Source organism: Fodinibius salinus, from assembly GCF_008124865.1.
Lineage (GTDB): Bacteria > Bacteroidota > Rhodothermia > Balneolales > Balneolaceae > Fodinibius > Fodinibius salinus.
The window spans coordinates 64,399-89,305 of sequence record NZ_VNHY01000003.1; the positions used below are offsets into that span (position 1 = coordinate 64,399).

The 24,907-nt window shown below is 42.7% G+C and carries 26 protein-coding genes; 15 read left to right on the forward strand and 11 right to left on the reverse strand.

Features of this window, described 5'->3' with window-relative positions:
- Positions 1-50: 50 nt before the first annotated feature.
- The gene (locus LX73_RS09440; protein ID WP_148899257.1) at positions 51-1,004 is read right to left on the reverse strand and encodes a DNA-3-methyladenine glycosylase family protein; all 954 of its coding nucleotides are present in this window, start codon (positions 1,002-1,004) and stop codon (positions 51-53) included.
- 164 nt (positions 1,005-1,168) lie between these two features.
- On the opposite strand from LX73_RS09440, the gene LX73_RS09445 reads away from it, so the two are divergent.
- The gene (locus LX73_RS09445; RefSeq protein WP_148899258.1) at positions 1,169-1,678 is read left to right on the forward strand and encodes a hypothetical protein; all 510 of its coding nucleotides are present in this window, start codon (positions 1,169-1,171) and stop codon (positions 1,676-1,678) included.
- A 223-nt stretch (positions 1,679-1,901) separates the two neighbouring features.
- Here the strand turns inward: LX73_RS09445 and LX73_RS09450 are convergent, their stop codons facing one another.
- The 3 genes from LX73_RS09450 to LX73_RS09460 all read right to left on the reverse strand — a co-directional run bounded on the left by LX73_RS09450 (position 1,902) and on the right by LX73_RS09460 (position 4,323).
- Positions 1,902-2,339 (reverse strand): hypothetical protein, encoded by a 438-nt coding sequence (locus LX73_RS09450; protein WP_148899259.1) that lies wholly within the window; start codon positions 2,337-2,339, stop codon positions 1,902-1,904.
- Positions 2,340-2,349: 10 nt separating this feature from the next.
- Entirely contained in the window at positions 2,350-3,300 is a 951-nt protein-coding gene (locus LX73_RS09455) for a TerC family protein (protein ID WP_211359408.1), read from the reverse strand.
- 84 nt (positions 3,301-3,384) lie between these two features.
- Entirely contained in the window at positions 3,385-4,323 is a 939-nt protein-coding gene (locus LX73_RS09460) for a hydrogen peroxide-inducible genes activator (protein ID WP_148899260.1), read from the reverse strand.
- A 177-nt stretch (positions 4,324-4,500) separates the two neighbouring features.
- On the opposite strand from LX73_RS09460, the gene LX73_RS09465 reads away from it, so the two are divergent.
- The 6 genes from LX73_RS09465 (at position 4,501) to trxA (ending at position 10,894) form a co-directional block, all read left to right on the forward strand.
- On the forward strand, positions 4,501-4,776 hold the full coding sequence (locus LX73_RS09465; RefSeq protein ID WP_148899261.1) for an acylphosphatase: 276 nt from the start codon (positions 4,501-4,503) through the stop codon (positions 4,774-4,776).
- Entirely contained in the window at positions 4,776-5,315 is a 540-nt protein-coding gene (thpR, locus tag LX73_RS09470) for an RNA 2',3'-cyclic phosphodiesterase (RefSeq protein WP_148899262.1), read from the forward strand. Before LX73_RS09465 ends, thpR begins: the two co-directional genes overlap by 1 nt.
- A 5-nt stretch (positions 5,316-5,320) precedes the next feature.
- Entirely contained in the window at positions 5,321-6,166 is an 846-nt protein-coding gene (locus tag LX73_RS09475) for an alpha/beta hydrolase (RefSeq protein WP_148899263.1), read from the forward strand.
- A 235-nt stretch (positions 6,167-6,401) separates the two neighbouring features.
- Positions 6,402-6,821: a secondary thiamine-phosphate synthase enzyme YjbQ gene (locus tag LX73_RS09480; protein WP_148899264.1), complete on the forward strand. Its 420-nt coding sequence runs from the start codon at positions 6,402-6,404 to the stop codon at positions 6,819-6,821.
- A 133-nt stretch (positions 6,822-6,954) separates the two neighbouring features.
- Positions 6,955-10,437, forward strand: coding sequence for a DNA polymerase III subunit alpha (gene dnaE, locus LX73_RS09485; RefSeq protein WP_148899265.1), 3,483 nt, complete (start codon positions 6,955-6,957; stop codon positions 10,435-10,437).
- A 124-nt stretch (positions 10,438-10,561) separates the two neighbouring features.
- Positions 10,562-10,894 (forward strand): thioredoxin, encoded by a 333-nt coding sequence (gene trxA, locus LX73_RS09490; RefSeq protein WP_342782422.1) that lies wholly within the window; start codon positions 10,562-10,564, stop codon positions 10,892-10,894.
- 126 nt (positions 10,895-11,020) lie between these two features.
- Here trxA and LX73_RS09495 read toward each other — a convergent pair whose 3' ends face one another.
- Together LX73_RS09495 and LX73_RS09500 are read right to left on the reverse strand one after the other, a co-directional pair.
- Positions 11,021-11,434, reverse strand: coding sequence for an ATP-binding protein (locus LX73_RS09495; protein ID WP_148899267.1), 414 nt, complete (start codon positions 11,432-11,434; stop codon positions 11,021-11,023).
- Positions 11,435-11,477: 43 nt separating this feature from the next.
- On the reverse strand, positions 11,478-12,785 hold the full coding sequence (locus tag LX73_RS09500; RefSeq protein ID WP_148899268.1) for a Glu/Leu/Phe/Val family dehydrogenase: 1,308 nt from the start codon (positions 12,783-12,785) through the stop codon (positions 11,478-11,480).
- 329 nt (positions 12,786-13,114) lie between these two features.
- Between LX73_RS09500 and LX73_RS09505 the strand changes: the two genes are divergently transcribed.
- From LX73_RS09505 to LX73_RS09515, 3 genes are all read left to right on the forward strand, one after another.
- Entirely contained in the window at positions 13,115-13,618 is a 504-nt protein-coding gene (locus LX73_RS09505; protein ID WP_148899269.1) for an HNH endonuclease, read from the forward strand.
- Between the two features lie 248 nt (positions 13,619-13,866).
- Positions 13,867-15,000, forward strand: coding sequence for a tRNA 2-thiouridine(34) synthase MnmA (mnmA, locus tag LX73_RS09510; protein WP_148899270.1), 1,134 nt, complete (start codon positions 13,867-13,869; stop codon positions 14,998-15,000).
- A gap of 128 nt (positions 15,001-15,128) precedes the next feature.
- Positions 15,129-15,878 carry a DUF4412 domain-containing protein gene (locus LX73_RS09515; RefSeq protein WP_148899271.1) on the forward strand — a complete coding sequence of 250 codons (750 nt, stop codon included), beginning with the start codon at positions 15,129-15,131 and terminating at the stop codon, positions 15,876-15,878.
- A gap of 59 nt (positions 15,879-15,937) precedes the next feature.
- Here LX73_RS09515 and LX73_RS09520 read toward each other — a convergent pair whose 3' ends face one another.
- Together LX73_RS09520 and LX73_RS09525 are read right to left on the reverse strand one after the other, a co-directional pair.
- A complete protein-coding gene (locus LX73_RS09520; protein WP_148899272.1) occupies positions 15,938-16,786 on the reverse strand; it encodes an anti-sigma factor in 849 nt (282 codons plus the stop codon).
- Positions 16,779-17,399 (reverse strand): sigma-70 family RNA polymerase sigma factor, encoded by a 621-nt coding sequence (locus LX73_RS09525; protein ID WP_246138217.1) that lies wholly within the window; start codon positions 17,397-17,399, stop codon positions 16,779-16,781. The genes LX73_RS09520 and LX73_RS09525 overlap by 8 nt, the downstream gene beginning before the upstream one ends.
- A 355-nt stretch (positions 17,400-17,754) precedes the next feature.
- On the opposite strand from LX73_RS09525, the gene LX73_RS09530 reads away from it, so the two are divergent.
- Entirely contained in the window at positions 17,755-18,717 is a 963-nt protein-coding gene (locus LX73_RS09530) for a metallophosphoesterase (protein WP_211359409.1), read from the forward strand.
- 75 nt (positions 18,718-18,792) lie between these two features.
- On the opposite strand, the gene LX73_RS09535 is transcribed toward LX73_RS09530, so the two are convergent.
- Both LX73_RS09535 and LX73_RS09540 read right to left on the reverse strand, forming a co-directional pair.
- The gene (locus LX73_RS09535; RefSeq protein ID WP_148899274.1) at positions 18,793-20,898 is read right to left on the reverse strand and encodes a thioredoxin domain-containing protein; all 2,106 of its coding nucleotides are present in this window, start codon (positions 20,896-20,898) and stop codon (positions 18,793-18,795) included.
- Positions 20,899-20,900: 2 nt separating this feature from the next.
- The gene (locus LX73_RS09540; protein ID WP_148899493.1) at positions 20,901-21,341 is read right to left on the reverse strand and encodes a methylglyoxal synthase; all 441 of its coding nucleotides are present in this window, start codon (positions 21,339-21,341) and stop codon (positions 20,901-20,903) included.
- Positions 21,342-21,613: 272 nt separating this feature from the next.
- Between LX73_RS09540 and ndk the strand changes: the two genes are divergently transcribed.
- The gene (gene ndk, locus LX73_RS09545) at positions 21,614-22,045 is read left to right on the forward strand and encodes a nucleoside-diphosphate kinase (RefSeq protein ID WP_148899275.1); all 432 of its coding nucleotides are present in this window, start codon (positions 21,614-21,616) and stop codon (positions 22,043-22,045) included.
- A gap of 12 nt (positions 22,046-22,057) precedes the next feature.
- Entirely contained in the window at positions 22,058-23,287 is a 1,230-nt protein-coding gene (locus LX73_RS09550) for an exo-beta-N-acetylmuramidase NamZ family protein (RefSeq protein WP_148899276.1), read from the forward strand.
- Between the two features lie 69 nt (positions 23,288-23,356).
- On the opposite strand, the gene rlmB is transcribed toward LX73_RS09550, so the two are convergent.
- Positions 23,357-24,100, reverse strand: coding sequence for a 23S rRNA (guanosine(2251)-2'-O)-methyltransferase RlmB (gene rlmB / locus LX73_RS09555; RefSeq protein ID WP_148899277.1), 744 nt, complete (start codon positions 24,098-24,100; stop codon positions 23,357-23,359).
- Between the two features lie 105 nt (positions 24,101-24,205).
- On the opposite strand from rlmB, the gene LX73_RS09560 reads away from it, so the two are divergent.
- Both LX73_RS09560 and LX73_RS09565 read left to right on the forward strand, forming a co-directional pair.
- Positions 24,206-24,550 carry a hypothetical protein gene (locus LX73_RS09560; protein WP_148899278.1) on the forward strand — a complete coding sequence of 115 codons (345 nt, stop codon included), beginning with the start codon at positions 24,206-24,208 and terminating at the stop codon, positions 24,548-24,550.
- Between the two features lies 1 nt (position 24,551).
- Complete coding sequence (locus tag LX73_RS09565; RefSeq protein WP_148899279.1) at positions 24,552-24,887, forward strand: hypothetical protein; 336 nt, start codon at positions 24,552-24,554, stop codon at positions 24,885-24,887.
- Positions 24,888-24,907 lie beyond the last annotated feature (20 nt).

The following is a 24,907-nucleotide window of genomic DNA, read 5'->3' on the forward strand; positions in this document are numbered from 1 at the left end:
TTTTAATCGGGCTAAAAATATCGTGGGTGATAACTTTGTGGTCTCTCCGGTTATTTTTTTCGGTTTTTCTCTTTTTCGCTGAGCACCCAGCTTACAAACATAAATTCCAAAGCTGCTGCCTCATAGCCTTCCCAATCTTCAATCATCTGTTGGAAATCTGTTTCATTGATTGTATTTGGGTCCTCTCCATAGTTGATGATAATCCATTTGCGTAGCCCTTTTTCTTTGCCGGATGATTTGTTGCTGGGGAAAATTGCATCCGTGCGATTGCGAAACAGCATTAACTGTTGGGCTGAGGTTGGTCCCACGCCCCGTACATTTTGTATGATATCGTAGAATACCTCCGGTTTGCAGGTCTCCAGGTGATGCAGGTCGCGTTCTCCGGAAAGCAGATCTTCTGCAAATCCGATAATAAATTCGCCTTTTCGCTTGGTGGGGCCGGGCTCTAACTGACGTATACCCATGGGATTGGCCTTTACTAGCTGGTGCGGACGTGGCCAGGCTGGTAAGCTGGTACCGTCTGCAGTAACAAGAGATCCATAATTTTCGCGCACTTTATAGACCATCTTCTTAGCTGTGGGCTTGTGTGAAAGTCGCATAGAGATAATACGGTTTATAGTATCCTCAAAAAGGTTAGCCCTTGCCATGCGTTTTAGTCCATATAAATCGGTTAGCTTCGGACCGATAACCGGATCGTCTGCTAATCTATCATACAGAGGACGTAAGTCCAGATCGGTGCCGAAGATACGGCTCAAACTTTTATTGGCTTCGGTTATCTCATCCTTGCTAAGTGGCTCCGCGCTTTCGAAATGGAACTCCGGATTTGTCGGATCCCCATTAAAAAAAGTAGTGACCAAAACATCCCGGTCTTTAAGGGGGATAGGCCGGGTAAATCCATCTTCAAAAACCTTTTCGGGATCATGTTCGTGATCAAAATACTGATCGATATCGAGGCATAGAAACCAGTCGTGTGGCGGTATTGATTCTAGCGTCCAACTGCTCATAAAAAATAAATAAATTAAAATTGTGAATATTAAAAATGGGATTTTAGATCCCTAAGTTCCAAAATACTTTTGATCTATCTCTTCCTCTTATTGATTCTCTTAATAATTATTCGCTTTTTGGGCATGAAATATTAATTCAAAAAGAGATGAATAGGAGATATTATATGTTAACTCGGATAGTTGGTTTATGTACGTTGGTATTATTTATTTTAGGATGTAGTAGCACCCAATCGGTTTATGATTTATCCGAACAGACACAGCGGGGTATTACCTATCAAACCTATAAACAGTCTTCAGATAAGGCTTTTGAAGCCGTAGATGATGTATTTACGAATCAACTACCCGGATTGCTTGGTGGTGGATGGGAAGTGGCCAACTCTGATAGTCGAAAAAAAACAGTAGAGACAGAATGGCGCGTAATCGGTAGCTCACAGAGTGCACATGAGAAAGAATTTAAAGATGATGAACGTATCAAGGTTATTGCTAGAGTTACTGAAAAGGGAAAAGGATCACAGGTAACTTTTCGTTTAAAAAAGCAGCGTATTGTTGTTGGCCGACCTGACGGAGAAGATCCCTGGCGTGATTGGACGGTAAAGAAAAAAGATGCAAAGCAATATTTACAGCCGCTTTTTAAGTCTTTAAATGATGATTATCTGACAGTCCAGACTAATTGATAGTGAAGGATTGTTTCTAATATTTGCTCATTGGGGATAAACTTTGTCGTCCGATGAGCAAATAAGTATTTATCAAACTGTAGATCGGCACTCAGAAGATTGTAAAATAAACTAAAACGAGGAGCTTCTTCTGGTTATGCCGATTTGAGTTATGTTTTGCCTAGTATATCTGTTCTATGTCTCTAAGGGTTGGTAGCTGGCGATACAAATTTGGGATGTTTTATTAAGCTGGAAATCGAGTTATTGTGAAGTATGCCAGCAGTAATATTGCAAGACCTACTGCTACCGCTGAGCTACCCCATCTGCGAATGATCGAGGAAAGTTTTTGGTCGTTTGTTTTAATTAACTGCCGACGCTGTTCCCACTGCACAAGTTGAATACCTGCTACATACACTAGTAATAAACTCCAAAGTGTAAAGAGAAGTTCGACCCATGAAAAAGGGGTAAACGAAAGTACTAATCCCGGCAGAGTAAAGAAGAAAAAATACTTGAGGATCCGGATGAAAAGTCTAGGTGGCTTTTCCGACTCTGCTGCATCCAGGATAAAACTTTTCATCTTCTCCTTTTTCAGGCTGAGATAACTGCCGCCTCCGATCAGGCAAAGTCCAACTATGCTGTAATAAATGACAAACCATTTAGCGGCAAAAGCTTCAAAATTCATGAGATGGTGGTTATTCTTCGTCGGGCATGTTTTCTTCAGCTATGGGGTCTTCTTCCTGTGGATTCATGATGGAAGCCACGATGGAGAGGATAAGCGCGCCGGCAACAAATGCCAGAGCGTATGGTGTGGGTATGTGATAGAGGTCAGAAAGCAGCATTTTTACACCCACGAAAACGAGAATAAATGATAACCCGTAATGTAGATAGTGGAACAAGCGCATAATTCCGGAAACAGCAAAATAAAGAGCTCTGAGACCTAGAATGGCAAAGGCGTTGGAGCTATAAATGATAAACTCGTCGCGGGTTATAGCCAGAATAGCAGGGATAGAGTCGAGGGCAAAAACGAGATCCGTTGTTTCAATAACAATGAGAACGATAAACAAAGGTGTGGCAATGAGCCGACCCATTTTTCGAATGAAAAACTTTGAGCCGTAATAACTTTTTGTTGTTGGAAAAAAACGCCGCACTAATTTTAACACTGGATTCCGTTCAGGATGGACCTCCTTATCCTTTTCCATTGCAAGTTTAATGCCCGTAAAAACAAGAAAGCCTCCAAAGACATAGATAATCCAATGGAAACGTTCGAGTAGAGCTACCCCAGTAAAAATAAAAATAAGCCGCATGACCAATGCCCCGAAAATCCCCCAGAATAACACCTTATGCTGAAATTCGGATGGTACTTTGAAATAAGTGAAAACCAGCAAAAATACGAAAATGTTATCAACGCTCAGCGACTTTTCAATAAGGTAGCCGGTGTAGTAGTCGAGGGCGGTTTGGGAGCCCATATAATAGTATACGCCCAAACCAAAAATGAGTGCCAGCACAATCCAGACACCTGTCCAATATAGCGCTTCTTTTATGCTGACGGCTTCATCTTCTTTGTGTAGTACAACCAGGTCGACAACGAGCATTACAATGATAAAAACATTGAAAATCGACCAAAGTAGAAACGAATGTTCCAAATCTGATCTGCCTTTGAGATTTTTAAATAAGCCTCAAAGGTAGGCAACCTTTGGCAGAATTACTACTCTGTGAGTTGCGAAAGGCTATTCTACAATCAATGCATCTTCGGGTTCTTTAAGTTCATCAGGAATGGCATCCATAATTTCTTTTTTGAATGCTTTAATAACATTTTGCTTGAGGTATTCACGTCCATAGACTACACGTACTTTTCGGCGTGGAATCGGATTCTTGAAGTGACGAATATGGGCTTTGGCACATTCCCCATTAATCTGATTTTGTGCCAGATAGGGCAGGAGGGTCATCCCAAAATTTTGCTCCACAAGTTGTTTGAGTGTTTCCAGGTTACCACTTTCGAACTCGATATGCTGGTCATCGAGCTTATTTTTGCGGAACTTCTTACACAGCTGCACGGTTTGGTCACGGAAACAATGTCCTTCATTAAGTAGCCATACATCTGCACCTTCTAAATCATCAACAGAAAGTTTATCCTTCTGTGCCAGAGGATGTGATTCGGATACATATCCCATGAAGGGTTCATAGTAGAGATCTTCTTCAAAAATGTGTCCACGATCGGAGGGGGTTGCAATAACGCCGATATCCAGGTAATCCTGGTTAACAAGGTCTAAAAGCTTTTCTGTTTTAACCTCTTCGATAATGAGCTGTACCTTGGGATAATTGTCGCGAAACTTGCGGAGAAAAAGCGGCAGCAAATAGGGAGCTATCGTAGGGATAATACCAATCCGAAAAGTGCCGTGCAGTTCCTCATCACCCAGAGAGGCTAGATCTTCGATATGTTTTTCTTGTTTTAGCATTTTTTTTGCCTGTTTAATAATTTTTTTCCCAATCTCGGTAGGTACTACAGGCGACTTAGATCGGTCAAAAATAGTGATACCCAGCTCATCCTCTAGCTTGTGAATTTGCATGCTGAGCGTAGGCTGGGTAACAAAGGACTTCTCGGCCGCAGTGGCAAAATGGCGATATCGATCTACAGCTACGATGTAGGAAAGTTGGGTCAAAGTCATGGTATCTGGCACTATTTTAAATCAATAGGTATTGTTCATTTTGCTGAATTATACAAACTTTAAGTCGATAAATCGTTTTTAGTTCGAGATTTCCGTTTAGATTCCTACATTCCCCCTAGAAATTAGTGTGACGTTATCGATTTTCACCAGCAAGAGTTAATTAAAGCGTAATATAATATGCAGCAAGCTCATGTATTTATCGAAGGACGAGTGCAAGGCGTAGGATTTCGCCATTTTGCAAAAGTAAATGCCGAAGAGGTAGGTGTATTTGGATGGATTAAAAATTTGCCCGACGGAAGGGTTGAAGCCGTTTTTGCGGGCCCTCTGGATCACATTCGAGAGATGGTGAATCGATGCGAAGACGGTCCCGGCGCCAGCCGTGTAGATAATATTGATGTAACGGTAGAAGAGACCGACGAAGAATACAAAGAATTTGAAGTGCGTTATCACTGATGCGGCTGTTTATTGCTCTACCCATATCTGAGAGTATAAAGACACAGCTTGCCGAACTGAAACAACCGATGGATGGAGTGCATTGGCAATCCCCGGACCAGATGCATTTGACACTGAAGTTTCTGGGAGAAACTAAAGAGAGCCCCGCGCAGCAACTAACTGATTATCTAACCAACATAGAACACCCGGTGCTTTCTCTCACCATCAACAAGCTGGGAACCTTTCCACAATCCAAAAAACCCCGCGTGTTGTGGGCAGGTATTAAAAAGAATGATTCACTGACTACGCTGCATGAGAAAATTGAACAACTGTGTACTTCACTGGGATTTGACCCCGAAAACCGTTCCTTTATCCCGCATATTACGTTGGCTCGGATGAAGGACGTTTCCAAAGAAGATATTGCCCCCTTTATTAATCAGCATGAACAGTTTCATATTTCTGATATATTGGTTGATCAGTTCGTACTGTATGAAAGCAGGCTGGGTTCGGATGGAGCGATACACCATCAGTTGCAAAACATTAAACTGGAAAAACATTAATCCTCGTGCGTATTTCTCAAACTTTGTTTTATGTTTTAGTCAGTATTGGTATCGGGTATCTGCTGATTCTGTTGTTGATGTATCTCTTGCAAAGCAAGATGATCTATCATCCTACCAGGGCGATGATTGCCACGCCATCAAGCGTGGGCCTCCAGTTCGAGAATATCCGATTTGAAACTGAGGATGATCTTTCTCTGCACGGCTGGTTTATTCCTGCCGATTCGGCTGCACCGACAGTGCTTTATTTTCACGGCAACGCGGGAAATATATCCGGTCGCATAGAGACGTTGCATTTACTGCATGATTTGGGACTCAACGTTTTTATGTTTGATTACCGAGGATATGGTAAAAGCCAGGGGACACCCACCGAGACGGGTACCTATCGAGATGCAACGGCGGCATGGAATTATTTGACGAAAACCAGTAAAACTGAAGCCGACCAGATTATAATTATGGGTCGATCGCTGGGCGGTTCCATTGCGGCGTGGCTGGCCGCGCGCCAAGATCCTGCTGCCGTCATCATGGAATCAACTTTTACTTCGGCAGCTGATTTGGGAGCTGACCTGTATCCCTGGTTGCCGGTGCGCTGGATGCTGAAGTATGATTATAATACCTTGGCACACATACGCGAAATTGACGAACCGATATTTATGGCGCATAGCAAAGATGATCAGATTGTGCCTTATCATCATGGGCAACAATTATTTGAGATTGTCCAAGAGTCCAAACGGTTTATTGAACTGCGCGGATCACACGGTTCTGCTTTTTGGGAGACTGGTGAAAAATATCGAGAAGGATTGAAACAGTTTTTAGAAGAGAATACGTCGTTAAATTCAGGAATTAAGGAGTAAAAGTTATTTATAGTTAAATGTTGTTCGGATCCTCTCATCCGTCCGAGTTTGAAACTTATCCCCCGGTTTTATTTCATCCCGGAGCTCTCGCGGGATGCAGATGCACCATTCTACACGGAACGGATTATAGTAGTAAAAAATATCATTTAGGATGACAGTAGTTGCTTCTCAGAATTTGTCTTTAGATTTTAAATTTCTTTAACAGAAAGAATGCAACCCTATTTTATTGATGGCTATGGATATTACAAGCAAAGAAATAACCGTTGAGGCCGAGGGATTTTCGGACATCAAAAATATTACCAATGAGGTACAGCGATTTGTTGCCGAGAGTAAGTTCAGAGAGGGAATCATCCATATTTTCCCAATAGGATCGACAGCGTCTATTTCGACTATCGAATTTGAGCCGGCACTTGTTCAGGATATGCAAGACAAGCTCGATGAGTTTGCGTCTCGTGATCAAACCACTCGTCATGGCCAGACCTGGGGCGACGATAATGGGTTTTCGCATATGCGTGCCACCATGATGGGCCCGGGCATTACAGTGCCGCTGCACGAGGGTAAGCCGGTATTGGGTACTTGGCAACAGATAGTGATCATTAATCACGATAATAAACCAAGAGAGCGACGTATTTTTTTGCAGGTGATGGGGCAGTAAGTACAGTAATAATCAAGTTTTAAACTTGGGTCAGCAGGTTAATTTTGGTCCAAAAATTTCAAATCATCTCTTAATTTTGCGTCTCAGAAATCGTATAATAATTAGACGATCAGACTTTAATAAATCCGCCTGAATGAATTTTTCACACCTCCATAATCATACGCAATTTAGCATGCTTGACGGTGCCGCCGGCATCGAACAGCTCATCAAGAAATCCAAGAGGCATGGGATGCCGGGGATTGCTATTACCGACCATGGTAACATGTTTGGAGTTCCTGAGTTTGTCAATGAAGCGCACAAACATGATGTAAAACCGATTATTGGATGTGAGTTTTATATTACGCCCTCGGGAATGGATGACAAGCAGGACCGTACACGCTATCACCAAGTACTGCTGGCCAAAAACATGACCGGATATCGGAATCTCTCAAAGCTTTGTTCGCTGGGCTATACTGAGGGCATGTACTATAAGCCGCGCATCGACAAGGAGACGCTGGCCGAACATGCTGAGGGACTCATTGCTACTACCTGCTGTATTGCCAGTGAGATTAATCAGACCCTCATCAACGGTGAAGAAAAAGATGCCCGCGCCTTGTTTGAATGGTATTTAGATATATTTGGGGATGATTATTATGTAGAATTACAGCGGCACGGCCTTGAAGATCAAAATCGTTGTAACGAGACGCTTGTTAAATGGGCCAAGGAGTATAACGTAAAGATGATTGCAACCAACGATTGCCACTATGTGGAGGAGGAAGACTCTGAGGCACACGATATTCTGCTGGCCCTGCAGACTAACGCAGACATTGATGACCCCAATCGTTTTCGCTTTACTGATGATGATAACAACCTGAATACTGATTTTTATCTGAAGACGCCCGAGGAGATGAAAGAGTTGTTCAGCGATCTCCCTGAGGCTATTGACAATACCAACGAGATCATCGAGAAGATTGATGATATAGAGCTCAGTTCGGATCTGCTGCTGCCCCACTACAGTATTCCCGACGAGTATGACTCGATGTATGATTACCTTCGTCAACTGACCTATGAAGGTGCTAAGGAGCGGTATGGCGAAGTTAGACAAGATGTAAGCGAACGCATTGAGCAAGAGCTTAACATCATCAAAGAGATGGACTTTGTGGGCTACTTTTTAATTACACAGGATTTTACCACCGAGGCCCGAAAGCGCGATGTGTTTGTAGGACCGGGACGAGGTTCGGCCGCCGGGTCTATCGTGGCGTATTGTCTGGGGATTATCAATATCGATCCGTTACGGCACGATTTGCTGTTTGAGCGATTTCTGAATCCTGAGCGCGTAAGTCCACCTGATATTGATATCGACTTTGATGACAGCGGGCGACAGGAGGTTATCGACTATGTGGTTGAAGAGTACGGCCGGGACAACGTTGCGCAAATTGTGACCTATGGTACCATGAAGGCCAAAACGGCTATCCGCGATGTGGGGCGTGTGCTGGGTGTGCCGCTACAGGAGGTAGATCGGATTACCAAGATGTTTCCTGATGGTCCCTCGCTCAACGAGTTTGAAGACGTGCTTGATACGCAGAAAAATCCCGAGTCGGCTAATGACATTCAAGAGCTTTTTGAGCATCCCGATCCACAGATTCAGAAGATGATGCGTTTTGCTCGCACGCTGGAAGGTTCGGCTCGGCAGACGGGCGTCCACGCAGCTGGGGTTATTATCGCACCGGGCGAAATAAGCGAATATGTGCCCGTGGCGCTATCGAAAGACAAAGAGCTGATTACTCAGTACGACGGACCCAATGCCGAAGATTGTGGTTTGCTGAAGATGGACTTTCTGGGATTGAAGACCCTGTCAATCCTAAAAACCTCCATCAAATATATCGAAGAGAATCACGGGGAGCACTGGGAGTTAGATGACATTCCCGAAGATGATGAAAAGACGTTTGAGCTTTATCAGCAAGGCAATACCATTGGCACCTTCCAGTTTGAGTCCGACGGCATGCGGAAGTATCTGAAACAGCTGAAGCCGACTGAGCTGGATGATTTAATTGCCATGAACGCTCTCTATCGGCCGGGTCCCATGCAGTTTATCCCCGAATATATTGATCGCAAGCACGACCGGTCGGAGGTAGAGTATCCACATCCCGACCTAAAAGAACTGCTGGAGCCGACCTACGGTATCATGATTTACCAGGAGCAGATTATGAAAGCGGCTCAAATTATTGCCGACTATTCGCTGGGTGAAGCAGATCTGCTGCGGCGTGCGATGGGCAAGAAGAAGCAGAAAGTGATGGCTGAGCAGCGTGAAATTTTTACTGAAAAAGCCATTAATAATGGAGTCTCCGAAGAGAAGGCCGAAGAGATTTTCGACATCATGGCCGAGTTTGCCAATTATGGATTTAACAAGTCACACTCGGCAGCCTATTCAGTGGTGGCCTATCAAACAGCTTTTTTCAAGGCCAACTATCCCGCCGAATACATGGCAGCAGTGCTCACGCACAACATGGGGGATATTGATAAAGTCTCGAAGTTTATTGAAGAGTGTTATCGCAATGATATTACCGTAGATCCACCGGATATTAATAACGGGGCCGGGAAATTTGTAGCGGTTGATGGTCGTATTCAATACGGCATGGAAGCTATTAAAGGTGTGGGGTCTAATGCTGTTCAGGAGGTTGTAAAAGAACGAAGGGAGAACGGCAAGTTTGAATCCATCTTTGATTTTGCTCGCCGTATTGATTCGCGTGTCTGTAACAAACGAACACTCGAAAGCTTGTTCCAGGCCGGTGCTTTTGATGGGTTAAATCCCAACCGCCGTCAGCTGCTGCAGCATATGGAGGTGATCATCAGTTACGGGTCGCGGGTGCAGGAGATGGAGGATTCCAATCAGTCAGATTTGTTTGGCGAAGGTGAAGACAGCAGTTCGGCTATTGATGAGCCCGAATTTGATCCTATTGAGCGGTGGTCAAACATGGAGCGGCTGAACAAAGAGCGAGAGTTGATTGGGTTTTACTTGAGTGGGCATCCACTGGATAAATACAGCGAAGATTTGCAAATGTTTTGCTCTCATACCCTTGATTCTGATGAGTTGGAAAAGCTAGATGATCGGACGGATATTCGTGCTGCCGGTATAATTACGGATGTGAGCCGAGTGACTGATAAAAAGGGACGCCCCTTTGCCTTTTTAGAAATGGAAGACCGGCAGGGCAAGGTAGAAGTAGTGGCTTTTAATGATGTTTATGATAGTAACCTGGGTATGATTCAGGAGGATACACGGGTGGTAGTGGATGGCAGTTTTGACTCATCCCGAGGCAAACTTCAGATTATTGCGAACAATTTTGAACGGATAGAAAGTATGCGCGAGAAATATCAGGATCAAATTGAGCTTCAGATCGACATTGATACCAATTTTGTTACGGATGATGAACTGGAAGAGATGGCCAAGCTGTTTGGTCGGCACCGCGGCGAAACGAATGTCAGTTTTAATGTGCTTAGTCAAGAGGCCAAACGACCGTTTCGGATGAATGTGCGCAAGTTTGTTGTAGATCCCAATGAGCAGTTACTCAGCGGTTTAAAATCGCTGGTAGGCGAAGAGGCGGTTGCCCTGCAACGCAATAAAACCAACGGAAGGTAAGATAAGTTTTTGTAATCTCATCCATAATAAAGATTGATGTGAAAATCTGATTGCTTTATCCGATATTAAGCTGTTGGATTTTTAGAGAACACCTTAATTAAATGTAGAACTTGAAGGTATAATTATGAGTAAAGCTTTAGAACTTACAGATGATTCGTTTGAAGACGAGGTTGTAAATGCAGAATCAGGTACTCCGGTGCTTGTTGATTTCTGGGCGGAATGGTGCGGCCCCTGTAAAATGGTCGGTCCCGTAGTTGAAGAACTTGCAGATGAATTTGAAGGACAGGCTAAAGTTGGAAAGGTTGATGTTGATTCCAATCCTGAGCTTTCTACCAAATACGGTATTCGAAGTATTCCGGCACTTCTTATCTTTAAAGATGGCGAAGTTGTCGATCAGATCGTAGGTGCGGTACCCAAAGCCAAACTTAAAAAGCAGCTAGAAGCGCAAGTTAACTAGAAGTTGCTAACATATTAGATATTTCTAGGCGGTGCTTGCACCGCCTTTTTTATTGATCCTAAAGGTAGAAATTGTTCTTGACGGTGTGCTGAATTTATTCAGGATTGGTTAAAGGGAGAATACTTATCAGTTATCAAGTTGGAAACTGAGCATTGTTTTAGTGCCTCCCTCCAAAAATTGGACATCATCAGCATATTGTCTCATCAAGTAAATACCGCGGCCGCCTTCATTTAGTAAATTCTCCTCTTCCAGTGGGTCTGGGATTTCTCCAGGATCAAAACCTTCGCCTTCATCACGAATGTGAATAATTAGTTTCCCATCCTTAAGAACGGTTGACAGATATACATTCTTCTCCGGGTTTTGTTCGTTGCCGTGAAGAATGGCGTTATTGACAGCTTCACTTATGGCAAGCATTATCCGATCCGAATCGCCGTCGTCCAGCGAAGCCCATGTTGTAAGCTCTTCAACAAAAGGCTCGATCTGTGTCATAGCATCAAAAGAAGATGGCAGTACCAGTTTCTTTTCATCACTTTTGGACATAGGGCAAGATTAAGAATGAACATTCCCAGAGAGTTACAATAAGTTAGGCATATAAGCCACGTCTTTTAAGGGTCATTGCTACTTTATTAATTCCAAATACGTAGGCCGCCTGACGCAGAGTAATATCATATTTCTCTTTGGTCTTAAACAACTGATCAAAAGCATCACGCATCATTCGGTTAAGACGGCGGTTAACGCGTTCTTCAGTCCAGAAATATCCCTGTCTATCCTGCACCCATTCAAAATATGAAACCGTAACACCACCGGCATTAGCCAGAATGTCGGGTACGACCATAATACCTTTGCTTTCGAGGATACCATCAGCATTGGCAGTGACAGGACCATTGGCGCCCTCTGCAATAATACGGGCATTAATATCACTGGCATTTTCGCGGTTTATTTGATCTTCTTTGGCAGCAGGAATAAGGACGTCGCATTCGATTTGTAGCAGTTCTTCGTTAGTGATCTCTTCGGCTTCAGGATATCCTTCCAGCGAACCGTCATTTTCTTCAGCGTATTCTAGTGCCTTGGGGATGTCGATTCCATTTTCGTTATAATATCCCCCGGCAATATCACTGATAGCTACTACTTTGGCTCCCTGTTCGTACATAAGTTCTGCGGTTACCGAGCCAACATTTCCAAATCCTTGTACAGCGACCGTGCAGTTATTAGGCAGAATTCCTTTTTTGTTGAGTGCAGCTAGCGTAACGGTAACAACACCTCGGCCCGTAGCTTTTTTACGTCCGTATGATCCACCTAAAATAATGGGTTTTCCGGTTACAACCGCCGTTTCGGTTTTGTGCGCATTCATGCTGTAAGTATCCATAATCCAGGCCATAATCTGCTCGTCGGTATTCATATCCGGAGCAGGGATATCACGGTCGGGTCCAAACACTTCAAGCATATTCGCAGTATAGCGGCGCGTCAGGCGTTCGAGTTCGCCATCTGAAAGTTCGTTGGGATCACATCGTACACCACCTTTGGCTCCGCCGAAGGGTACGTTTACAATGGCACATTTCCAGGTCATCCATGCGGCCAGGGCATTAACTTCTTCCAGATTAACATCGGGCGAATAGCGAATGCCACCTTTTGAAGGGCCAAGTATATTATTGTGAATTACGCGATATCCCTGAAACACTCTGATGTTTCCTGAATCCATCAAAATGGGAACAGAAACAGTTACTTGCTTGACTGGGCTCGAAAGGTATTGAAACATTCCTTCATCAAGATCCAATATTTCCGCGGCAAAACGGAACCGTTCCATCATAGATTCGAAAGGCGATTCCTCGTCAAGCTTCGGACCAGGTTCTTTATAATATCCGGCACCGCTATTGTTTTTTTTATTAGGCATAAAGAATAACTAAATATAGTCTTTTAGTTGTGTTTAAAGGGACGAATCGTGTAAATAATATTTATGTAATCCACTTTGTTAAATGACCCCAAATTTATAAAAAATTCGGTGATGATATTAGTTAGATTTATAACTATTAATTTTTGACGTGATGCCTATGATCATCTGTTTCAACTAAATTAGTTTTCGGCTTTATCCACTTTACAAAATTGTAATGTTCCACTGTGGGGGTTGCATTTATACAAAATTTAATGTTGATTCTACACATTAAAAGTTAATAGTATGTTCGCAAGGCTTTTTGCAACTGGCAACAGTCAAAGTAGATTGTTATGGATGCACGAGTTTTGGTTCTAAATAAGGATTATCAACCGCTGAGTATTTGCTCGGTACATCGGTCTATTAAACTGCTGTTTTTAGATAAGGCAGAAATGGTGCACGATTATCCCGAGCGCAAGGTTCGTACTGTCTCTAAAGAATATGATTATCCTTCCGTAATTCGTCTGCGTCGCTTCATTAATATTCCGTATAATAAAATTGTACTTACGCGGCATAACATTATGAAGCGTGATGCCAAGACCTGTCAATACTGTGGATCTTCACATAATCTGACTATTGATCATGTAGTACCGAAAAGTCGGGGTGGCAAAGACACCTGGGAAAATCTGGTGACGGCTTGTGATGAGTGTAATGTAAAGAAGGGAAATCGTACGCCGGAAGAGGCCACTATGCCGTTGAAGAAAAAGCCCTATCGACCTATTCATATTACTTTTTTGCAGTCAATATTGGGTAGTGTAGAAGAAGATTGGAAACCCTATCTTTATATGACGAATTGAGCAAGTTTGTCTTTTATTTTGTTGGTGTTATACTTTGTATTCTCTTCATGAGGTATGCTATATTCCTACAAGTTTGGAACTTTTGAGATATAAGGAGCTATTCATCCAGCTTGGAATAGGTGAATAGGACTAGTAGCTCTCTTCATAACAAATACATAAAAAATTCGTATTTTTAGGGATACTAAATGTTTTTTAGCTGATGGATATCAGCATTATCAAAGATAACCAGTCAATAAGAATAAAATACAATGAGTAGCAAAGGACGAGTATTAGTAGCCATGAGCGGAGGGGTAGACTCTTCGGTTGCGGCGGTGATGCTCAAAGAACAGGGATATGACGTCATCGGAATTACGATGAAAACGTGGGACTACTCCCGCGTGGGTGGCAAGTCGGATAAAGAGACTGGCTGCTGTACGCTCGAATCGATGAATGATGCCCGTGAAATTGCTGTCAATCATGGATTTAAGCACTTTATTGTGGATATCCGTGATGAGTTTGGCGACTGGGTTATCGATCGTTTCGTGGATGATTATATGAGCGGCCGTACGCCCAATCCCTGCGTGCTTTGCAATACACATATCAAATGGGCAGCCCTGTTGCGTCGGGCGGATAATCTTGGTTGTGATTATATTGCTACCGGCCACTATGCCAATGTGCGTGAAGAAAATGGGCGGCATATTATTTCGAAGGGTCTGGACCCCCAAAAAGATCAGTCCTATGCGCTGTGGGGGGTTGAGCAAAAGCATTTAGCGCGCACAATTTTTCCTTTGGGTGACTATGAAAAAACAGAAATTCGTGATTTGGCCGAAGAGTTTGGGCTCACCAAAGTGGCCGATAAGCCCGATTCCTATGAAATTTGTTTTGTCCCTGATGACAATTATCGTCGTTTTTTGAAAGATCGTGTAGATGGTCTTGAAGATCGTGTAAAAGGCGGTAAGTTTGTTGATCAGGATGGGAACATTGTAGGAGAGCACGAAGGGTATCCCTTTTATACCATCGGTCAGCGTCGAGGTCTGGATCTGGCTCTTGGCAAGCGCGTATATGTGACGGATATTAATCCCGATACAAACGTAATTACCATTGGTGAAAAAGAAGATTTGGTAAGCACTACGTGCCGCGCTAAAAATATTAATCTTAGCAAGTATGGTGAAGTGCCCGGCGGACAAATGGATATAATTGGAAAGATCCGCTATAACGATGATGGTGTTATGGGGCAGTTAACCCAACTTGGAGATGATGAAATTGAGGTTGAGTTTCCCACTGGTCGCGAAGCCATAACCCCCGGACAGGCGGTTGTTTGCTATGAAGGTGACGATGTTGTAGCCGGCGGGTGGATCCACAAGGTCAATGTAGATGCAGACGCGCTATTGCAGAAAGTATAATTTTATGACTAGTTCCTCGTTATTTAAGCCTGCTCGGTTTTCCGGGTAGGCTTTTTTTAGGTTGAAACATTCTCACCAATTATCCTGTACAACAAAGAGACAATTCAAAATTTGAAATCATTTTTACTATGAGAAAAGCAAAACATTATTTGTCCGCTATGCTTTTGGTTGCCTGTTTTACACAGCCGGCAGCTGCACAATTTGAGGGTCAAATTACTTACGAGAGTTATAACTATTCTGAACAGCAGACCGAAGAACAACAGGATGAATTTACACTTACCATAACGCCAGATCGTATGATGTTGAGTGGTAATAATTCCTACAATTTCATGGAATCTATTGATACCGAAGGGCTACTTGTACGTCTGGATAACGAAGATTTTGTGTTTATGACGGGCAAAAACCAAGCGCTCAAAATATCAAAATCCGATATTACATCTCTGATGAATATGTTTGATAACGGAGAGAGTCCTTCAGATGTAGCCGAGGAAGTTGATGAAATTAACTATAAAAAAACTGGAGAAACAACTGATATCTTGGGATACAAATGCGAAAAGTTCATCTTTCGCGATGAGGATAACGAGGATGAATATGCGATTGTGTGGATGACCAAGGAGATTAATGTGAACTGGGGTATGCTAGCTGACCCATGGAGTGGCAGTGCCGAGGACATTGTAAGCAATTTTCCTACTAACCTGGTGTTTAAAGAAAAGTATTTCCCCGTTCGCGTTGAAAGTTATGAGGATGGCCAGCTGGATTCAAAACTGGAAGCTAAAACTATCAGCGAAAAAGAAATTAGTTCTCGCATGGTTGAGGTTCCATCCGGTATTTCGGTGATGACCTTTCAGGAATATTTGTTCAACCAAATGGAGAATTAGGGCTTAACTATTGAGGCTATCCCATGTGTCTGCACTTGGGAATAGGATAAGCTCTTCATTTACTTGTTGCCTACATTACCCAATAAGTATACGTCGCCGGTAGGTTGAGACACACCCCCTTTGGGTTCCAGAGTGATGGCAAAAGCATTGGTTGACTGTTTGTCAGCTTCAGCCATTTGTTCAATTTTAAAGAAGGCATCATTCTGGTTACCAACCGAAAATACGCCGGCACTTACCGGTTTATTATTCTTGATAAGCCACAGTTGATAATCTTTATCACTGGCTTCCGTTGGCAGGTTTGATACTTGTAGCAGCGCCTGCTGTTTACTTGCATTCCAAATTACTTTGCCGTATCCATTTGGATTTACATCACGTCCAGCCATCATAACCAAGTCCACATCACGGGCTTCAAGGATGGAAAGCATCTCTTCTTTACGCTCCAGCTCGTTTTTTAGTTGCGTGATCTGTGTATTTTTTTCTGCTATGATGTTATTCTTATTAGATAACGAAGAATTTAGGTTAAAGGAATAGAAAATGAGGCTGAGGCTTACAATCAACAAGGCAAAAGAGGCAGCAACGCCCAAAGCTGACCAATTAAAGCGGTCTTTGTCATCCGATGGGGAACCTTCATCAATGTTTGTTACGGTGTTATCATTTTGATCCTGTTGCTGTTCACGAATGATTTCCATCAGTCGTTCTTTAAGATCGGCAGGTGGTTCTTCTTGTTCTACTGTAAAGGCCAACTGGTTGGCAGTTGTCCACATTGTTTGATACAGATCACGTTCTTCGGCCGATGCTTCGCCAAGCATTTCTTCAAACTCTTCTCGTTCTTCTCTGTCTAAAGCATGCAGCACGTAACCGGCACAGAGCTGCTCGAATTTTTCGGTATGTGATTGTTCATTAGCCATCAGTTGATATATGTTCTTCTAATATGCGTTTTAATTTTATCATTCCCTGTCGGGTTCTTGTTTTTACGGTACCCAGGGGGATGTCTAGGTGGTCAGAAATTTCTCGCTGAGTCATGCCACGATAATATGCAATTTTAATCACCTTGCTTTGTTTCTCGGGAATTTTATCAAGAGCTTTTTGAACCAGCTCTGCCCGATCAGAAAAAATAGTTGTTTCCATCGGATCATGTTTATCTCCTTCAAGCGAAAAAAGCGGCTGGTGAATACTTACTGATTGTTTTTGCTGTGTTTTATATCCTTTTGATCGGATACGATCAATAGCGGTATTTCGTGCCAGGGTAACAATCCAGCTATATACATTGCCCCGGTCTGGTTTAAACTGATCTGCTTTATTCCATATTTTAACAAAAATTTCTTGCAGTACATCTTCAGCTTCTTCTCGTTTTTTCACAATCGAGATGACCATTCCAAAGAGCAGTTTGTTATATAGATTGTAGAGCTCCTCTATGGCTTCCTCGTCGCGAGCTTGAATGCGCTTCATTAATTCAATTTCGTCATCGGAATTTCCATGTGTTATTTTTCCGATGGTGGCAAGAAGAGTGAATAAAATCACGTCATTAGTTCATTTGTTAATACGCAAGAACATGCGAAATGGATTTTATATCCGTATTTGTTTAAGCCATTGATTTATATTAGCCTATAGCTCAGAATATACCAAGAACTTTTAAATTATTAGAATTGTGCCCTGGTTGCTTGAGATGACGATCCTGGTATCAGTTTTGATGATACCAGCAGTGTTCTATTTATCATTCCGATTATATAATATCAGCAAAGATTATTTTACGAGAAATAAGTGGATAAAATTTGTATTACCCATATTCCTATTTTCGTTCTATCTGTTTCCTATAAGTGGCAGCATCGATTTTTATATTTCCGGTGAAATTGATGTTCTTAAATATCCCAAGTTGTTGACGTATTGGTTCTGGTTTGGGTTGGTGTTTGTCTTTCAGTTAGCGACATGGATAATTTTAGCAGATATAGGAAAGCTAATTAGTCGGTTTTTAGTTGCTGATACAGCACTGGTTAATCGATGGCATACAAGAGTAGTCTTCGGATTATTTCTTTTGACTTTTCTTTTTATGGGATGGAAAACGTATAAGGATACTACTCAAATTGTAACCGATGAATTGAGCATAGCTATTGATGATCTTCCGGCATCACTCAAAGGATTTAAACTTGTACATATTTCTGATATTCAGGGTGATGAGTACACTGGTCGCAAAGAGATTGCCCGGTATGTTGAGGCAGTTAATGCAACGAATCCCGATCTTATTATTTTTACCGGCGATTTGATTTCTTATGGCACTGATTTTATTGCAATGTCAGCCCAAGAGCTAGGTAAGGTTAGAGCCACGTATGGCACCATTGCGGTAGTGGGTGACCATGACTACTGGGCAGGTACCCCAAATATAGAGCAGGCACTGGCCAACGAAGGTATCCCGCTGCTGCAGAATCAAAATCAAAAATTTTCCTCAGATGGTGACCATACCGTTCGGGTTACCGGTATTACCGAAGTATATAGCAAGACATCTGATCCTGAAGTTGTTGATTCAGTGACTAATAATGCAGGAGGTGCGGCACTAAAAATTTTTGCTTCCCATCAGGTTGATGATGATTTGGTCGCTGAGGCCCAACAAAATGGTTACGATATGATGTTGGCCGGTCATACCCACGGGGGACAAATTCGAGTGCCATTTTTTGGAATGGGATTTTCAGCTGCCGAACGAGAAACAAAGTATGTTAGCGGTTTATATCATAAAAATAAGCTGCCGATTCATATTAATAATGGACTTGGTTTTACCTTGGGCCCCATCCGCTACGATGCCCAGCCAACCGTTACTGTTATAACACTAAAGGAAAAGGATAGATAATATAATAAACCAAGAATTGGCTTCCGTTGCTTAAGATGGGATATGTATTCGCGCCAGGAATATAAATCTAGAAAATCAATGATTATCTTGTTTCTTAATCAGCTCAAGCATTTTTTCTAGGTCATTAGTTGGTAGTTCACAGCTATAATTTTGGCATACATATGCTGTTGGTTTGTTGTTCTGCATTCCAAAATCATCCAGAAACGGTATCAGATTATTAATGTTGTTATCGTTTGGATCAGCAAGTAGAATTACTGTATTGGGGAGGAAAAGGTCGCGCAATTGGTGGAGCATTTCTTTCGTTTGGGGATGATTCTGATCACCGGCAATAATAACCTCCTTTGGATTTGACGTTGAAAAGTTGACTCCTTGTAAAGCAAACCCAAATCCCGTAGGTGCTTGCTGAATACTAGAAGAGAAAAGTTTATTTATTTGGTCAGCCATTTGTTCCCAATCAGTATTGCCGGTCATGCGACCCAGCCGCAGTAAATTCATCATGGCTACCGAGTTGCTGGAGGGTATAGCGCTGTCATGAATTTCCTTTTTGCGCCCCAGAAGTTCTTCCCCCTCCTCAGAAGTGAAGTAAAATCCGCCGTCATCAGAGTCCCAAAACGAGTTATTAAATTGTTGCTGTAGAGAGACAGCCTCTTGCAGGTATTTTGAATTAAAGGTTGTCTGATACAGTTCGATGAGGCCCCAGATTAGAAAAGAATAATCATCGGCATGGGCACTAATAGCTACATCCCCGTTGCGGTAACGGTGCTTAAGTTGGTTGTCTTCGGTAAGCATCTGGGATGCAATGAACTGCCAACATGCCTGGGCTTGCTCAATATATTTTTGATTGCTAAAGTTTCGTCCGGCTTTGGCAAGAGCGGCTATCATCAATCCATTCCAGTCGGTTAGGATTTTATCATCAAGCAGCGGATGCACGCGCTGTTGACGAGCCTGCAGTAATTTTTGACGGATACCTTCAAGCGTAGTTCTCAGCTTTTCAGTTGACATATTCCGTTCATTGGCAAGTGTTGCCAATGATTTTTGCAGATGTAGAATGTTTTTTCCGGTATGCCTTCCGGTGGATTCGTCCTTATAATTTCCTTCTTCTGTTAGATTAAATACCTCAATGATTAATTCCGCTTCAGCGGTGGGAAGTAGTTCGCGGATCTCTGAAATTTCCCAAACATAAAATTTGCCCTCTTCGCCTTCACTGTCAGCATCTTCAGCCGAATAAAAGCCGCCGTTGTCATCCTGCATTTTACGGAAAACATAATCAGCAATCTCATTAGCAGTTTGCTTAAATAGATCGTTGTTTGTCATCTGCCAAGCTTCGGTATAGGCAATCATAAGCATGGCTTGGTCATACAACATTTTTTCGAAATGGGGAAGTAGCCATTGCTGGTCAGTAGAATAACGGTGAAATCCTTTCCCAATATGATCGAAAATACCGCCTCTACGCATTTCCGTAAGTGTTTTTTCAACCATCTGTAGGGCGTTAGATGCCGGATGCTGTTTGGCATATCGTAAGAGCAGCATCAAGTTATGTGGACTCGGAAATTTCGGCGATGAGCTGAAACCACCGTGGGTACTATCAAACTGCTGTTCGTATTTGTTGTATGCCTCTTGCAGTATATCATCACCAAGCTGGTCTCCGGATTCGAACGATGTGGATTTTTGAAAGGCGGTAATAATTTTATCTGACGAAGCCGCAATTTTTTCCCTTTCGTTTTCCCACAACTTAGAAATCCAGGGCACTAGTTCGTGCATGCCTGGCCTGCCGTGACGCCCTACTTTGGGGATATAGGTGGCGGCATAAAAGGGTTTCTTATCCGGTGTTAAAAACACATTGAGGGGCCAGCCGCCACTGCCGGTCATCATTTGGCAGACGAGCATATAAGTATTGTCAATATCTGGTCGCTCTTCGCGATCTACTTTTATATTGACAAACGCTTCGTTCATCAGGCGGGCAATCTCTTCATCCTCAAATGATTCGTGAGCCATCACATGGCACCAGTGGCAGGTTGCATATCCAATAGATACCATGACTGGTTTATCCTCGCGGCGCGCTTTTTCGAATGCTTTGTCTCCCCATGGGTACCAGTTTACGGGATTATCGGCATGTTGCAACAAGTAGGGGCTGGATGCTTCTGAGAGATTGTTATCGGGATTGTAATTGGACTCTGACATGATTAATCATTTATATCTTTAGAAAAACGTTGACGGTAATCCACCAAAAATCGGTCGTATTCTTCTCCAATGAGGTTCGAAGAAATTATAAAATCAGCTGATGACCGGTTGCATGCCATTGGAATATTGTAGAGGACCCCGATTCGCAGTAGTGCTTTTACATCTACATCGTGTGGCTGGGCCTGCAGAGGATCCCAGAAAAAAATCATCATATTGATTTTATTTTCGGTAATAGCAGCACCAATTTGTAGGTCGCCGCCCAACGGGCCACTGTTAAAACGTGTAATGTCCAGTCCAACCTCTTCGGCAATCATTTGTCCGGTAGTACCGGTACCAAATAAGTTGTGTTTGGAAAGTGTGCCGGCATTAAATTCGCACCAGTCAATTAAATCAGCCTTTCGGTGATCGTGGGCAATAAGCGCAATATTTTTCTGGGTTTTCATGGTATCAGAATGGTGGGCAATGGGAGGGTCGGAATTTTTGTAACTCATAAATTTGGGAATCAAGTTTTAACAGCAAGTTAAAGCAACCATAAGGAAGCTACGATATGAATAGTGGTCTTACAAGCTGTCAGCATTATTATTCTGTAAATGTCTGGCGTTGAAAGGGGATTATAAGTCTCTTTCTACTTCGGTAATTTGCATTCGAACCCTTATATTTAGCGTCTTTGTAAGCATTAAATTAAAACGTCTAATTTCTAAATCAATAATTAACTATGTCAGTAGAACGAACACTCACCATTTTAAAGCCCGATTGCGTACGCAAAGAACTTATTGGTGAGGTAACGCGCCGTATCCAAGAGGCTGGTTTTAAGATTGTAGCTATGAAAATGACCCGTTTGACCAAAGATACGGCTGCCGGATTTTATTCCGTTCACAAAGAACGACCTTTCTTTGATGAACTTTGCGAATTTATGAGTAGTGGTCCGTGTGTACCTATGATTTTGGAAAAAGAAAATGCTATTAAGGATTTTCGTGATTTTATTGGTGCTACCGATCCTTCTGAAGCTGAAGAAGGCACGGTTCGGGCGGATTTTGCCGATAGCGTAGGAGAAAATATTATTCATGGTTCCGATTCGGTAGAGAACGGTCAAAAAGAAGCCAACTTTTTCTTTAGCGAGCAACAGGTGACTGCTAATAAAGCATAATTTATTGCACTGATGCCAAAGCTTATCCATCTTATAATTGGTCTGGGTCTGATCGTAGGAGGGTGCAATGCTGCATCCTTACAGCCCAAGGTTGAGGTGGGAGCTGAGGTGTTGTTAGATGAGCATTTACCAAAGCTTGAAGGCAAGCGAGTAGGGCTGGTAATGAATCCCACAGCAAGGGTGGGTGGATCGCATATGCTCGATACCTTGCTAGCTCGGGATGTGAATGTTACGGCTTTGTTTGCTCCGGAACACGGCTTCCGTGGAGATGTGGGAGCTGGAGAAACGATTAAAGAGGGTATCGATCAAGATACTGGTTTGCCCGTCTATTCGCTTTACGGATCAACGCGTAAGCCTACCTCGGAAATGTTGGATAGTGTCGATATTCTGCTTTTTGATATGCAGGATGTGGGTGCTCGTTTTTACACCTATAATGCTACAATGGGTAACGTGCTGGAGGCGGCGGCTGCAGACAGTGTGCCCGTCTGGGTACTGGACCGTCCTAATCCGGCTGGCGGTAAGCTTATTTCTGGCTGGATGATGCAAAAACAGCATCAATCCTTTGTGGGTCGTTACTCCATTCCCATGGTTCATGGTATGACGCTGGGTGAATTAGCAAAAATGATTGTGGGTGAACAGTGGGTTAACAGTGCTGGACAGGCACAACTTAAGGTAATCCCAATGGAAGGATGGAAGCGGTCAATGAAATGGCCGCAAACAGGACTCGAATGGATACCGCCTTCGCCCAATCTGCCTACCTTTGAGCATGCGTTTATCTATTTGGGAACGGTATTTTTTGAAGGCATAAATATATCTGAGGGGCGGGGAACGTCAGATCCGTTTTTGAAAATTGGTTCGCCTACAACGAAGCTGACTTCCAATCATATTGCTGAGTTACGCCGTTTATTTTCGGGTGTACAGGTAGAGCGCATTTCGTTTATGCCACAGTCAATGCCCGGCAAAGCCCCTCATCCTGACTTTGAAGGTCAGCGTTGTTACGGTCTCGAAATTCAGGTAACTGATCCTAACAGGTTTGATCCTGTGAAACTGGGAGCCAAGCTGCTGCGTGTGATGATGGATGCTACTCCCAATGCGGAGCTTAATAATTATATCCAGAAACTGGTCGGCATTAACAAATCAGAGTTGCTGAGCCAGCTGGATAATGAAGCATATCTTAAAACATGGAAGCAAACGGCCCGCAAGTTTGCTGAGCAGCGCAAGCCATATCTGATTTATGATTAACAAGTAAATAGATAATTATTATAGGATGCACTCCCCCAAGATCTATTTGAATGAGATACTGATGTAGAATTACGTTTTGCGGTTCCACTCATAGCAGATAAGTGCTGCACTTACCGACGCATTGAGAGATTCCACATCATTTTCCATGGGAATACGGAACGTGTAGTCACAGTGTTCAAGTGTCTTTTGACTAATTCCGCTGCCTTCATTTCCTACAACAAAAGCAAGTGGACGATCTATCTCTAAGTCCCAAAGTGGTTGGTCGCCATGCATGTCCAGCCCGCCAAACCAGAAGCCTTCGTCTTTAAGGGTGCTAATAGCTTGGTTAAGATTGCCGGCCCTTACAATGGGGATGCGTCCGGCTGTACCGGCGGATGTTTTATGAACAGTGGCATTTATCGGGGCCTGGCGATGCTTAGGAATCAAGACAGCAGAAATGCCGGCAGCGGCTGCAGTACGGAGGATGGCTCCAAAATTACCGGGGTCTTCAATTTCATCGAGCAGTAAAATGGCAGGATTCGAATCAGTGTCAACAGTCTCGAGCCACTCACCAAAATCGTGATATGATGCTTTGCTTATTTGTGCAACTACGCCCTGGTCGTTTACTTTTCCAACCATCCGGTAAAGCTTTTTACCCGGCACGTGGGAAATGGGAATACGGTGTCTGGAAGCCCGATCAAAAATAGTGCTTAACTCATTATCTCGTACCGAATTGCGTACAAAAATTTTTTCGACTTCTTCAGCTTTGTTCTTTAATCTTTCGCGAACCGTATTGCGTCCAAAAATATATAAATTTTCACTGTCTTCGGGCATAGTTGTAACATAGGTTGAAAAAATGAGAATTTCCCTTAACTTACAACTGTTACATCGCTTATAAAAAGGGGATTTACTGCTTATTAAAAAAGGGGATTTACTATTATGGATGAACAACACTCTAGGCGGTGGGTAGAACTTGGCCATACCCAAGCCAATAATAAATCTGATCGCAGGTCGGTTTTTTCATATTTTGCCCGACGTATTCATTCGCGCCATATGCTATATATGATGGGCGGACTGTCACAGGTAGTATTAGGATTGTCTGTCATTACGGTAGCAATACTGGGGCTCATTAAACCACTTTGGATTTCGGTATGTTTAACTATGGCAGCAAGCATAACAGTAATTATAGGATTATTTGTTATGTTTACATCAGTATCTAAAATTTATAATACAAAATCTTTATTGCAGCAAGCCATGAAACGGGTGATGAAATCAAAGAATTAACATGACCGATTATAGTAACTCTGAAGATCAGGAGCAGCTGGAATCATATCTCAACATTCACTTAAAAAAAGATGAGCAGTCGAAGCCACCGGCTGAGAAAATTGAGGCACTACATAAAAGGGATCGCAATAAATGGATTCAGCTGGTTATCAATATATTAGCAATTCTGTTTTTTGGCTATTCTTTTTATTATGACATTACTCAGCTGAGCCAAACGTTTTTCATCATTATTTTTGCAGTGTTTGTGATCAACGTTGGTCTTATTTTTTATCAGAGAAATCAAATCCAGGATCTTATTGACTATTTACAGTGGAAACAACAACACGAGGAGGAATAGTGCTGTTATTTGTGTTGTAT

Coding starts and splice junctions, on each gene's coding strand:
- LX73_RS09565 (WP_148899279.1), top strand. CDS start 24,552: ATGACCGATTATAGTAACTCTGAAGATCAGGAGCAGCTGGAATCATAT.
- LX73_RS09450 (WP_148899259.1), bottom strand. CDS start 2,339: ATGAATTTTGAAGCTTTTGCCGCTAAATGGTTTGTCATTTATTACAGC.
- LX73_RS09540 (WP_148899493.1), bottom strand. CDS start 21,341: ATGAAAACCCAGAAAAATATTGCGCTTATTGCCCACGATCACCGAAAG.
- ndk (WP_148899275.1), top strand. CDS start 21,614: ATGTCAGTAGAACGAACACTCACCATTTTAAAGCCCGATTGCGTACGC.
- LX73_RS09560 (WP_148899278.1), top strand. CDS start 24,206: ATGGATGAACAACACTCTAGGCGGTGGGTAGAACTTGGCCATACCCAA.
- LX73_RS09440 (WP_148899257.1), bottom strand. CDS start 1,004: ATGAGCAGTTGGACGCTAGAATCAATACCGCCACACGACTGGTTTCTA.
- LX73_RS09465 (WP_148899261.1), top strand. CDS start 4,501: ATGCAGCAAGCTCATGTATTTATCGAAGGACGAGTGCAAGGCGTAGGA.
- LX73_RS09505 (WP_148899269.1), top strand. CDS start 13,115: ATGGATGCACGAGTTTTGGTTCTAAATAAGGATTATCAACCGCTGAGT.
- rlmB (WP_148899277.1), bottom strand. CDS start 24,100: ATGCCCGAAGACAGTGAAAATTTATATATTTTTGGACGCAATACGGTT.
- LX73_RS09520 (WP_148899272.1), bottom strand. CDS start 16,786: ATGGCTAATGAACAATCACATACCGAAAAATTCGAGCAGCTCTGTGCC.
- LX73_RS09480 (WP_148899264.1), top strand. CDS start 6,402: ATGGATATTACAAGCAAAGAAATAACCGTTGAGGCCGAGGGATTTTCG.
- LX73_RS09460 (WP_148899260.1), bottom strand. CDS start 4,323: ATGACTTTGACCCAACTTTCCTACATCGTAGCTGTAGATCGATATCGC.
- LX73_RS09535 (WP_148899274.1), bottom strand. CDS start 20,898: ATGTCAGAGTCCAATTACAATCCCGATAACAATCTCTCAGAAGCATCC.
- LX73_RS09550 (WP_148899276.1), top strand. CDS start 22,058: ATGCCAAAGCTTATCCATCTTATAATTGGTCTGGGTCTGATCGTAGGA.
- mnmA (WP_148899270.1), top strand. CDS start 13,867: ATGAGTAGCAAAGGACGAGTATTAGTAGCCATGAGCGGAGGGGTAGAC.
- dnaE (WP_148899265.1), top strand. CDS start 6,955: ATGAATTTTTCACACCTCCATAATCATACGCAATTTAGCATGCTTGAC.
- LX73_RS09445 (WP_148899258.1), top strand. CDS start 1,169: ATGTTAACTCGGATAGTTGGTTTATGTACGTTGGTATTATTTATTTTA.
- LX73_RS09515 (WP_148899271.1), top strand. CDS start 15,129: ATGAGAAAAGCAAAACATTATTTGTCCGCTATGCTTTTGGTTGCCTGT.
- LX73_RS09500 (WP_148899268.1), bottom strand. CDS start 12,785: ATGCCTAATAAAAAAAACAATAGCGGTGCCGGATATTATAAAGAACCT.
- thpR (WP_148899262.1), top strand. CDS start 4,776: ATGCGGCTGTTTATTGCTCTACCCATATCTGAGAGTATAAAGACACAG.
- trxA (WP_342782422.1), top strand. CDS start 10,562: ATGAGTAAAGCTTTAGAACTTACAGATGATTCGTTTGAAGACGAGGTT.
- LX73_RS09495 (WP_148899267.1), bottom strand. CDS start 11,434: ATGTCCAAAAGTGATGAAAAGAAACTGGTACTGCCATCTTCTTTTGAT.